Origin of the sequence: Cellvibrio sp. QJXJ, assembly GCF_024452345.1 — a bacterium.
GTDB lineage: Bacteria > Pseudomonadota > Gammaproteobacteria > Pseudomonadales > Cellvibrionaceae > Cellvibrio.
Genome location: NZ_CP101662.1, coordinates 4,549,267 through 4,560,829, shown reverse-complemented (window position 1 = coordinate 4,560,829; position 11,563 = coordinate 4,549,267). Strand labels below are relative to the sequence as shown.

Genomic DNA, 11,563 nt, shown 5'->3' with positions numbered 1-11,563 from the left:
GCATTACTCCTGACAATGCACAAAGGTATTTAGCGTAAGCCTGCCGGTGCGCGGATTGGGATCAAACTTAAATGTCGGTGCGATATTGCCGGAATGTAAGTGATTACTGCGATACATAACCAGGCGATTAAAACCGGCGTCATAACTGGCAAGCTGTTCGAATAGATCGGTTGAACCATTGATATAAGCTTTGGGTAATTCGCGCTGCTGCAATTGCGCCGTCAGTTCCACCAAATAAAGTTGCTTACGCGCGTCACTGATTGTTTGATAACCGGTTGTACGGTGACGATAAAGAGAAGTACCGCCCATGGTTTCATCACACAAATAATGCACGCAGGCGAGATTATTTAAACCAGTCGAATCCACATGGGGTACACATTGTGGCGGGCGCAATTGTGCCGGAGGTGTCACCACCATTGAATAATCGCTGCGCAAACCCTGAATCATGGTGGATTTTATAGCAAAGGTTGAATAAATAATTTCACCTAAATCGCGCAACATAGCGCGCAGATAAGTGCTGGGCGCAGGCATGCGCAGACCGGGGTAAGATAAATCTGCAGTATTAAACTTACTGTGCTGCGCGCAGTAATCAATAAGCTGTTCAGCATTGGCGAGAAAATTATCTACCACTAATACCGGCTGACGTTCATCGCCGATATAGTCAACGCGAAAACTAAACTGCTGGTGTTTATGCAGCTGGGGCAACCTTTCGGTCGCGGTATCGTTTAGTGGATTAATCACAAAGCCCCCATCTACCAAAACCAATTTGACTCAGTTTACGCGCGCGCATAGATAAAAGTATTTAATGTTAACCGGCCAGTGCGCGGACTGGGGTCAAAATTAAAATCCGGCGCGATATTGCCGGAGTGCAAATTATTGCAGCGATAGATAATAAGGCGATTGAAACGTGCTTCGTAACTGGCAATTTGTTCAAAAAAATTATCGCTACCATTCATGTACCTACGCGGCACCAAATGATCCGGCAGTTCTTGTTGCAAACTGCTGCGATAGATTGGCTTGCGCTCAGCATCGATAGTTTCATAATTTGTTGAGCGATGACGATAGAGCGAAGTGCCGCCCTGTTTACTGTCACACAAATAATGTACTGCCGCCAATTCACGGCCATTGGTTGAATCAAAGTGCGGTAAACACTGCGCCGGGCGCAACTCGGCAGGCGGTGTGACGACCATGGAAAAATCTGCTTTTACGCCAGTAACCCACTCGTCACGCATTCCAAAAGTGTCACTCACTAATCGATGCAGGTGCCGTTGAAAGGAATACAAATAAAGTTCCGGAGCAGGCAGACGAACACCGGGGTAATGAGCATCGGCATTATTAAATTGCCCTTGCTGCTGCGCAAATTCAACCAGGGTTTCAGCATGAACCAAAAAATTATCAATGACCAATACCGGTTGACGTTCAAGGCCAACGTAATCAACCCGATACTTAAAATCGCTATGCAATGGAACCAATGGCCGTGAACTCTGCTGTTGCATGCTGCTCTCTATTATTGAAACCTAATGGCTATTATTAAAACACTATGTTCATTCCGGCCGTCATGTTACGCCCCAGCGCTGGCTCAAATGCGCGACCATTGGCTTGATTCACTACCACTGAGCCAACGTAATTTTCATCGCTCACATTTGCGACTTTTAACCACCAACCAACACGCAGTTGATTAATTACCACATCGCCCTGGGCACTCACATCAAAGGTGCGATAACCCGGTGCAGACACAGCATTATCATCGGCGCTAAATACCCGCGTGCGCTGTTGCAGGCTGGCGCCTAATTGCAACGCTTCGCTACCGAAGGGCAGCCATTGTAAACCGAGTTGATATTGCTCGCGCGCTACACCGGGTAATTGGTTGCCATCCAATTCACCAGCGGAATAAATCGCATCAATAAATTGGGCGCTGGCTTGCAGGCGCCATTGATCGTTAACACTGTAGCGACCCAACACTTCCACACCTTCGCGCTCAGTCGCTGCCGCATTGCGATAGCTGGTGCGACCGCCAACCGACTGATCCACCACTAATTCGTTTTTGCTGTCGATCATAAACTGGGTGACGCTTAATTCGGCACCAGCCAGGGGGCGATAATGAATACCCCATTCCTGCTGATTATTCAGCGCGGCTTCCAAGGCGATATTTAACCCGCTGCCCACGCGGCGATAAGCCATCTCGGTGAGTGTAGGTGTTTCGTAACCGCGCCCACGGCTGGCAAATAACCCCCACTGGTCACTGAGCTGATAATTCGCGCCAAACGCATAGGCGTTTTCACGATAGTCACGCGTGCCGCTGTCATCGGGGTTACCGGTAACCACAAAATAATCGTCCACTTCCATATCCAACCGGCTTTGACGCACACCGGTGTAGAACGACAAATCCGCTGTCGGCGTTAATTGCAGCAGCGCATAAATATCGCGGCTATCCACCTTGCCCAATTCATTGCGACGCAAATCGCCCGCAATGCCGCTATTGTTTACAAATCCGCGCCGGCGATCTTCCGTTTGCGCCAGTTCGATACCAACACTCATATCGGCGGGCATATTCAGCAGGTTAAAACTTTGGGTGATATTCGCGCTGGCACCGGCGAAATCGCGCACTAAATCCACGACCCCACCGCTGCCAGAAATCCCCTCACCGCTAAAACCCAGGTATTGGGTGATGGCGCGCTCGCCGTGCCAGAACGAGGTTTGCCAGCGGGTTGCCCCCTCACTGTCGCGCAGGCTGAGCGAGGTCTGCTCATGGTCAACAGATTTGCGGGTATTAAAGTCTTCGGCGAGTTGATTGGTCTGACGCGGGTTAGCGCGCCACTCTTCCGGTCGCAGCGAAAGCGGGTCTTGCAGTAGCGGGTCATGGCTGCGCTCGTGTTTCAGGGTGATATCCAGCTGATTGCTGGTGGTGTAGTAAAACTGGGCCGCACCCTGCTGGCGCTCCGCGCTGGAATGCGGACGCTCGCCATCCACCTCGGTATTCGCCAACTGTACCCGCGCCGCCATCGCCCCTTGCCGCCAATCGCCTTGCACCGTTTGGCGCTGTAAGCCGGGGTCGCCGCCCATCACGCCTAAATTCACCTGATTTTCGACGGGCGCGGTGGTTTGCAAGGCAATCACCCCTCCAGCGCCATTGCCATAAAGCGCAGCGATAGGGCCACGTAGCACCTGCACGCTGTCGATGTTATCGAACATCACGCTGGATAGTTGCCCTTGCCCATCGGGGGTGGACATGGGGATGCCATCTACCTGCAGATCTATACCGCGCACCCCAAACGCCGAGCGGGCGCCAAAACCGCGCAAACTGATGCGTGTGTCCTGTGCGTAATTGCTGCGTGAATCCACCTGTACGCCAGGCAGGGTTTGCAGCAGTTCAGCGGGATCAAGGCGCGCACCGGGCGGGAAATCGCCGGCGGTTTTTAACATCACTTGGGATGACAAAACCGACGCCGGGCGCTCGCCGCTAACCACCAGCGTCTCCAGCACTTGTTGCGCCTGAACTGCAAGCGGTAGCGTCATCAGGATTGTGGATGACATAAAGCAGAGGCCGGTAAAACGGTTGAATCGATTAGACATTGCAGTGGAATCTCTTAACCCGGTAACCGGGTGCGACGGTAAGAAAGAAATGACAGGCGCCATTGTGCGCAAAGGCTGCTGAACTCTCATCTGCTAAAACGGTTTTTTACATCGGCGATGAGTAAGCATTCGTACTTAAATAACACTTTGCATAACAGCCTCTATACTGAAGTAAGCAACAGTGGACCGAGCCTATGACGCAAGAATTTCGTAAACAGCTTGAAGCCCTGCGCCAGCGTTTTATTACCAGCCTGCCAGAACGTGCGCGGCATTTGGAAAACATCTGGGGTTACCTGCGCCACTTAAACTGGAGCGCACAGGGTTTTGCCGCCCTGCAGCAGTTTGTGCAGAAGCAAAACGAGGCCGGTGCCAGCTACGGATTGCCAGAGCTGCGCGCCAGCGCGAGCCAATTGGAAAACTTCTTAAACGAACTGCAGGAGTTGGGACGCAGCTTTGGTGGGCAGGAATATACCCAGCTGGAAGAGCACGTCAAACGCCTGAGCCAAGTGATGATGGCAACGGCCCAAGGCATTACCACAAAAGACAACTTACCCGCTCCCATTGAGAAACAGGCCTACCCGGATGCGGAAGGCAAGGTGTTGTTTTTAATCGACCCGGATCGCACCCTCGCGGCGATGTGTAGTGCTTATTTGCGCCGTGTGGGGTTTAGCGTTGAATACTTTGAAACCGTGCAACAGTGTATGCAGCGGCTGTACGAGGAATCGCCCGATGCAATTTTGATGGATCCCGATTTTGAGCGCGCCGGACTGCAAGCACTGGGCAGCCTCCATCAGATCAAAGCATTGGTTCCACCTACCACCCCGATTGTGCTCTTGTCCGGGCGCACCGATGTCAACGCTAAACTGCGCGCCCTGCGCGCCGGTAGCAGCGACTATTTAATCAAACCATTGGATATGGGCCTGCTGATCGAGCGGCTGCTGCAAATCATTACCCAGCACAATCGCACCTATAAAGTGATGGTAGTGGACGACGACCCCGACATGGCAGCACTGGAAAGTGAGATTCTGCGCTATGCCGGTATGGAGGTCATTAGCGTCAAGCAGCCATTGCATAGCTTGCAACAAGCGGCACAGTTCAACCCGGACCTGGTGATCCTGGATATGCACATGCCCGACATCAACGGCATGGAGCTGGCCGTGCTCTTGCGTCAGGATCCACGTTTTTTGCTCTTGCCCATCGTATTTGTCACTGCCGATACCGATACCAAGCTGCACAACACTATCAAAGCGCTGGGAGTTAACGCTGTACTCACCAAACCCTTTGAAGCGACTGAGCTGATTGGTATTTGTGAACAGGCACTCAACCAAACCTCAGTCCTCAAAAGCCGGGTTGCACGGGTGACGCGCCACACCCAATTGCCACAAAAGGTTAATCGCAGTTACTTTTTTTCAGTGCTGGAAGACGAAATCAATAGCGGTGCACAAGGGCAACACACCAGCGCGCTCTACTATATTAGTGTCGATAATCTCAGTGAATTGAGCCAGCAATTAGGCATGGTGGAGCTGATCAAACTACACGACCAGTTCTGCCGCCATCTGGATGATGCCATTGGCAGCGACGAACAGTGGATCGATTTATCCAACATGGTGACTTGCGTATTAGCCGGTAAACGCAGTGCCGAATTTCACCGCCAACGTTGCGAACAATTGCGGCGCCATTTGGCCGCACGTACATACCTGGCCCATGAGCAGGCAATATCCCTGACGGTAAACACCGGTATCGCCCTATTAACCGCTAACCTGGGCACAGCCAATCAGGCACTCTTGTGTGCGGAACAAGCATTTGAGGCCAGCTTGGCTCCCAAACCCAACCATGCGCCAACAGCAGACACTGTCGATATTGTGACTATTCCGGTACTCACCAAAGTCGAGCCGGACTTTTCCCAAATCGTCTTCAGCCGCGATTTGTCCCTCGCCTTCCAGCCCATCATTAGCCTGGAAGATGCGCGCATAGAGCACTTCTCGGTATTGCTGCGCTTACAGGGTGAAGACGGCGAACCCATCGCCGCTAAACAATTTCTCAGCCGGATCAATAAACCGTCACAGCGTATTGAATTGGATCGCTGGGTATTGCAACAAGCGGTGAGCGCTATCGCCAATAACAGCGCCACCCGTGAGCAGGCCACGCTGTTTATCCATTTGGCCGAAGACACGCTGCAACAAAGCACCTTCTTTTCTTTTGCCGCCAATGTGCTGCGCTCCTCCCGCCTGCGCGGCAGCGAGCGCCTGGTATTTATGCTGGAGGAAAACTGGGTGCTCAATCACCTGCATCAAACCCGCGAAATTGCGCGGGCGCTGCATGATATCCAGTGCGGTATTTGCCTGACCCGGGCGGGAGAAAACCCCGGTATTGTGGAGATAATCGACCAACTGCCGCTGGACTATTTGCGTCTGTGCCCCAAGTTGTCGAATACCGGGACAAATCCGGCACTTCTGGAGAGTCTGGTCAGCACGGCAACCCAACGCGGGGTCAAGGTCATCGCGACACAAATTGAAAACTCACGCAACCTGTCCAGTTTGTGGCTACAAGGGGTGCGGTTATTTGAAGGATTTTTTATCCAGCCACCGGACGAAGGTTTCCACCTGCAAAACGATATTATTTTTGCCAAGGAGTTTGTGCAGGGAAATGGCTTTAGCCAATAAACCGGTGGCGACCTGCGTGTAACTGCCACAAAAATGGGCAAATTTGCCAATAATCGCAATAACTTATATATTTACCGCCTGTTTTTGCTGCGCGCCTTAGGCGCACCCACTGCGCCGTTCCGGCTCGCCGTGTTGAGTTAGCGAAAAATCCCCTTAATGAATCACCCGCCAGCCCGCACGCGATAGGCTGAGTTGGTTTCGTTTTTTCAGCTATCGGGAACTGACCTTTTTAAAGCCTCGGCTTTGTTTTTGGAGAACACCATGTCCAGTCTAATGAACACTTACGGCACCAGAACCCTGACCCTGACCAAGGGCGCGGGCAGCCGCGTGTGGGATGATCAGGGCAACTCCTATATCGATGCGATTGCCGGTATCGCCGTGTGCGGTTTGGGCCATTCGCACCCTGCCCTGACCAAAGCCATCTCTGAACAAGCAGCAACTTTGTTGCACGTATCCAACCTGTACAACATTCCCCAGCAACAACGTTTGGGCGATTTGCTGATTCAGGTCTCAGGCATGGACAAAGTGTTTTTCTCCAATTCCGGCGCCGAAGCCAACGAAGCCGCGATTAAAATCGCGCGGAAATATGGCAACGAAAAAGGCGTGAAAAATCCCGCTGTGATCGTTATGGCCAACAGTTTCCACGGCAGAACCCTGGCGACATTGAGCGCTACTGGCAACGTAAAAGTACAGATCGGCTTTGAACCGCTGGTGGAAGGTTTTATTCGTGTGCCTTACAACGATGTTGCTGCAGTGAAAGCCGCCATCGCTGAGCATAAAAATGTCGTCGCTATTCTGGTTGAACCCGTACAAGGCGAAGGCGGCGTGCGGGTACCGGCGGCCGACTATTTGAACCAGTTGCGCACCCTTTGTGATGAACACGCATTACTGCTGATGACCGATGAAATCCAAACCGGCAATGGCCGTACCGGCACTTTCTTCGCCTACCAGCACAACGGCATATTGCCGGACGTAGTAACCACCGCTAAAGGTCTGGGTAATGGCATGCCTATCGGCGCTTGCCTTGCACGCGGTAAAGCCGCAGAAGTATTACAAGCAGGCAACCATGGCACTACCTTTGGTGGCAACCCACTCGCCTGCAGTGCCGGTATCGCGGTGATTGAAACCCTGCTCGCCGACAAACTGATGGAACGGGTAACCGCACTGGGCAATAGAATGCTCACGGGTTTTAAAGAAGCCCTGGGCGATAACCCCAAGGTAGTTGATATTCGCGGCAAGGGCTTAATGATTGGTATCGAACTCAATGCGCCCTGTGCCGAGCTAGTACAAAAAGGTCGCGACCTGGGGATACTGATCAACGTAACTGCCATGAATACCATTCGTTTGTTGCCAACCTTCATCCTCAGCGATGCAGAAGCCGACGAGCTGGTCAGTAAAGTGGTAACGCTAGTGACAGAGTTCTCCCCCAATTAGTAATGCGTTTTAAGTGGGCGCGCGCAATAAAGCGCGCGCTATAAATGAAAGAGCATCGATTATGGTTCCCTCAAAGGCACCGAGACATTTCCTGACTCTCAACGACATTAACCGCGCCGAACTGCAACAAATAATTGCGCGCGCCATCGAACTCAAAGCCATGTTGCGCCAGGGCACTGCCCCTGAGCCTTTTAACAACAAAGTGCTGGCGATGATTTTTGAGAAAAATTCCACCCGCACCCGCGTCTCTTTTGAATCCGGTATGGCCAAACTGGGCGGTCACGCCATTTTCCTGTCCACCAAGGACTCGCAATTAGGCCGCGGCGAACCCATTGAAGACGCCGCCCGCTGCATCGCCAGCATGGTCGACATGGTGATGATCCGCACCTATGCCCACAGCACCGTGCAACGTTTTGCCGAATATTCGCGCGTGCCAGTCATCAACGGCCTGACCGATGAATATCACCCCTGCCAATTACTGGCAGACATTCAAACCTACGTTGAACAGCGCGGCTCCCTCGCGGGCAAAACCGTGGCGTGGGTGGGCGATGGCAACAATATGTGCAACAGCTACATTCAAGCCGCCGAGCTGTGCGACTTTGAATTGCGCATTGCCACCCCCAAAGGCTTTGAGCCGGAAGACGAATTTGTCACCCCCTACCAGCATCGCGTCAGCCTGAGCAATGACCCACGCACTGCCGTTGCCGGTGCCGATTTGGTGGTGACTGATACCTGGGCTTCTATGGGCCAGGAAGATGAAAAGAAACAGCGCGAAAAAATCTTCAGCGGTTATCAAGTCAACAAAGAGCTGATGAGCCTCGCCCAACGCGATGCATTGTTTATGCACTGCTTGCCCGCCTATCGCGGCAAAGAAGTGAGTGCCGATGTTCTCGACGCACCCGACTCAGTGGTATGGGAAGAGGCAGAGAACCGCATGCATGCGCAAAATGCTTTGATGGAATTTTTGTTTAACCAGTAATTTTTATCGGGATAAAAATATCCGGCGCAGACATCAACGCGCATGAAAAATCGCCCTGCACATCACTGCCCATAAAGCCACCTGTAAAAAATTACAGGTGGCTTTTTTGTTGCTGCCAACTTCTTGCCCCATTCCTCCCGCAATTACATTTCGCTACAGTTTTTTAATTGACGCTATCGCAGCAAAAGCAATAAATACTTAACGATTAGTTTTGGTTTATGGGTAATACACTCAGGGAAAATAGCAGCAGATGAAACTCAGCGACTTTAATGAATTGGTATTCCAGTTTGCGCAAGCCGAAACCACCGAAGACATCACCCGCCTTTGCGTCACTCACTGCGCCAAAATGGGTTTTGATAATTTTATTTACGCGCTGCGCGTACCCACCAGCTTTGCCGAAGCACGCATTATTACCATTAAAGGTTATCCGGATTCGTGGCTGACACATTATTTTGAAAATGCCTATTACCTGGACGATCCGGTAATCATGCACTGCAAAAAACATTTGATCCCCATCCAATGGCAAGACCTTGGGCCAGTGAGCACAGAGATGGGCGAGCGCATTATGAATGAAGCGACTGAATTCGGATTAAAAGGCGGTATTAGCATGCCGGTGCATGGCCCCACCGGGGAATTTGGTATTTTCAGCATGACTTTGAATGAACAAAAAAAGATGCATCTGGAGTTAATCCAGCAGGCATCACCCTATATCCATTTATTTGCCGCTTACCTGCATGAAACTGTACAGCGCGTTTTAAGCCTGGATGTTCCCGATAAAAAACTATTGCTCACCGCGCGCGAGAAAGAATGTTTACGCTGGACTGCCGACGGAAAAACCTCGTGGGAAATTTCACAACTGCTAAATACTTCCGAGCGCACTATTAATTTTCATTTAACCAATTCAATGTCAAAACTCGACGTCAACAATCGCCAACACGCCGTTGCCAAAGCGGTATTGCAGGGAATTATTAACCCCAATCCGTTTTAACAGCCTGTCAGTTTTTACAGCTAACCGCCCACGCCGCAATGATTTCTAATAAGTGAACAACACTCTCTGGTGTTTGCTGTTTAGCACTGTTGAATTCAGCCAATTTATTTGCGGACTTGATCATGAATAAATACGACTATTCTTTTTTATCACAGGATTTTTTTACCAAAAAATTTGTTTCGCTCAAACACCTTGTCTCCCCCGCGGTTACTGTCGCAACCTGCAGATTGCTAGTTGCCTGCGGTGGCGGGGGTGGTAGCGGTAATAATAATTCCAGCCCAGCATCCAGTAGCGCCACCTCCGTAGCTTCCAGTGTCAGCAGTAGCGCGAGCAGTGTCTCCTCCAACCTCTCCTCGTTGAGTGCCTCTTCATTGAGTGTTTCATCGCTGAGTCTGTCCTCCAGCAGCCTTTCTTCATTGAGTGTATCGTCCCTGAGCAGCACTCCGTCGAGCACCTCTTCAGCTAGCAACAGCTCAGTCGCCGTTTCATCTGCCAGCAGTTCATCGAGCAGCATTGGCGATGCAACCGCTATCAGCATCATCTCGCCACCGGGCGCGGCCAGTGCACGGGTGGCAATAGACGATCAAGGTAACGCTTGGGCGATCTGGAAAGGCATTATCGAAGGCGCAAGCGGCGGCGATAATTTAATTGCCAATCGCTATGTAAAAGGATCTGGCTGGGGCACAGCGCAGCTATTGGAAAACGACGGCGCTTCCGTCGATAAAGCTGAGATCTATATCGACCCAAGCTCGGGTCGCGCTGTGGCAACCTGGACACAGCTCACCTCCGCTGGCGCTTACGATTTATGGGTGCGTCGCTATGCGCCAGCAACGGGCTGGGCAGAACCCGAGCGCATCGAAAACTCCGAAGGGGCCATGGGCTTTTTCGCCAAAACCATTATCGACAGCAACGGCAATGCACTGGCGGTGTGGGCGCAATCCCCCGTGAATTTAGGGCGTTTCAGTATTTGGTCCAGCCATTACACAGCGGCAGCGGGCTGGTCAGAACCGGTTCTGTTAGAGGACAACAACGTGATTGGCGGTCAGGACGGTTCACCGAGCCTCGCTTGGTTGGGCGATGGCAAGGCGTTGGTGGTGTGGTTAAACAGTGGCAACAATCGCGTCAACATAGCCACCAATAGCTACACGGCAGCCGGCGGCTGGGCCGGCGATGAAATACTGGTTGCGGACACAGGCGGCAATATGTCGCTCAATCACCCGCTGCTGATCAATGATGGCGCAGGCAAAGCCTTGCTGGTCTGGGGACAATGGGATTCGCTGGGCGATGGTACCTTTACCAGCCGGATACTGGCCAAAACCTACAACAACGGCTGGGCTAACGATATTGCCGTGGTGGGTGAGGACAGCGGCAGCGATGTGGTCAGTGCACCCCGCGCGGCGAGCAATGGCAACGGTGTCGCCGCCGCAACCTGGGGGCGTAAAAATCAGGCGATTATGGCCAATACCCGCGCGGCCAACGGCACCTGGGGAACCCAAAGTATTATCAAACCGGGCAATGCAGACTTTGTGCAGAGTGTTCCTGAGGTTGCCATCGATGGTGCCGCCAATGGTTTGCTGGTTTGGTCGCAGGAGTCCAACGACAACACCACTAAAGACAGCTGGTTCGCCAACCTCAGCGGCAGTACAGGAAGCTGGGCAAGTGGGCAATTATTGGAAAACCTGGTGGGCACAGCTGTTGAACCGATGGTTGCCGCCAACAGCGCAGGGGATCGCGTAGTTGTCTGGTACAACTTCAACAGCTTCGGCTCACCCGGCTCGGAAATTTACGCTCGTTATTTCCCCGCTGGCACTACAGCCGCACCTGTGCCCGCCGAGGACTAATCGTTTTTTCACCCCTTGCGTCGCAGAGGTTTCTACAGCTCTGCGACGCTTTTTTACACACGCAAATATTTACACCGTCAGATTC

General features: G+C 52.2%; 8 protein-coding genes. 5 read left to right on the top strand and 3 right to left on the bottom strand.

Annotated elements, in window-relative coordinates; translation table 11 throughout:
- Positions 1-3: 3 nt before the first annotated feature.
- Genes NNX04_RS19750 through NNX04_RS19740 form a run of 3 tightly spaced genes read right to left on the bottom strand, consistent with a single transcriptional unit; the run spans position 4 to position 3,534 of the window.
- Positions 4-741 carry a DUF6445 family protein gene (locus tag NNX04_RS19750; protein ID WP_261946926.1) on the bottom strand — a complete coding sequence of 246 codons (738 nt, stop codon included), beginning with the start codon at positions 739-741 and terminating at the stop codon, positions 4-6.
- A gap of 35 nt (positions 742-776) precedes the next feature.
- A complete protein-coding gene (locus NNX04_RS19745; protein WP_261946925.1) occupies positions 777-1,496 on the bottom strand; it encodes a DUF6445 family protein in 720 nt (239 codons plus the stop codon).
- A gap of 34 nt (positions 1,497-1,530) precedes the next feature.
- Positions 1,531-3,534 carry a TonB-dependent receptor family protein gene (locus NNX04_RS19740; RefSeq protein WP_261946924.1) on the bottom strand — a complete coding sequence of 668 codons (2,004 nt, stop codon included), beginning with the start codon at positions 3,532-3,534 and terminating at the stop codon, positions 1,531-1,533.
- Between the two features lie 233 nt (positions 3,535-3,767).
- Here NNX04_RS19740 and NNX04_RS19735 point away from each other — a divergent pair, with 233 nt between their 5' ends.
- From NNX04_RS19735 to NNX04_RS19715, 5 genes are all read left to right on the top strand, one after another.
- Positions 3,768-6,236 carry an EAL domain-containing response regulator gene (locus tag NNX04_RS19735; protein ID WP_261946923.1) on the top strand — a complete coding sequence of 823 codons (2,469 nt, stop codon included), beginning with the start codon at positions 3,768-3,770 and terminating at the stop codon, positions 6,234-6,236.
- Between the two features lie 261 nt (positions 6,237-6,497).
- Positions 6,498-7,670 (top strand): aspartate aminotransferase family protein, encoded by a 1,173-nt coding sequence (locus tag NNX04_RS19730; protein WP_261946922.1) that lies wholly within the window; start codon positions 6,498-6,500, stop codon positions 7,668-7,670.
- Positions 7,671-7,731: 61 nt separating this feature from the next.
- Positions 7,732-8,649 carry an ornithine carbamoyltransferase gene (gene argF, locus NNX04_RS19725; protein ID WP_040393041.1) on the top strand — a complete coding sequence of 306 codons (918 nt, stop codon included), beginning with the start codon at positions 7,732-7,734 and terminating at the stop codon, positions 8,647-8,649.
- Between the two features lie 250 nt (positions 8,650-8,899).
- On the top strand, positions 8,900-9,637 hold the full coding sequence (locus NNX04_RS19720) for a LuxR family transcriptional regulator (protein WP_007644253.1): 738 nt from the start codon (positions 8,900-8,902) through the stop codon (positions 9,635-9,637).
- Between the two features lie 122 nt (positions 9,638-9,759).
- Entirely contained in the window at positions 9,760-11,478 is a 1,719-nt protein-coding gene (locus NNX04_RS19715; RefSeq protein WP_261946921.1) for a hypothetical protein, read from the top strand.
- Positions 11,479-11,563: the final 85 nt, after the last annotated feature.

Coding starts and splice junctions, on each gene's coding strand:
- NNX04_RS19745 (WP_261946925.1), bottom strand. CDS start 1,496: ATGCAACAGCAGAGTTCACGGCCATTGGTTCCATTGCATAGCGATTTT.
- NNX04_RS19730 (WP_261946922.1), top strand. CDS start 6,498: ATGTCCAGTCTAATGAACACTTACGGCACCAGAACCCTGACCCTGACC.
- NNX04_RS19720 (WP_007644253.1), top strand. CDS start 8,900: ATGAAACTCAGCGACTTTAATGAATTGGTATTCCAGTTTGCGCAAGCC.
- NNX04_RS19715 (WP_261946921.1), top strand. CDS start 9,760: ATGAATAAATACGACTATTCTTTTTTATCACAGGATTTTTTTACCAAA.
- argF (WP_040393041.1), top strand. CDS start 7,732: ATGGTTCCCTCAAAGGCACCGAGACATTTCCTGACTCTCAACGACATT.
- NNX04_RS19740 (WP_261946924.1), bottom strand. CDS start 3,534: ATGTCATCCACAATCCTGATGACGCTACCGCTTGCAGTTCAGGCGCAA.
- NNX04_RS19735 (WP_261946923.1), top strand. CDS start 3,768: ATGACGCAAGAATTTCGTAAACAGCTTGAAGCCCTGCGCCAGCGTTTT.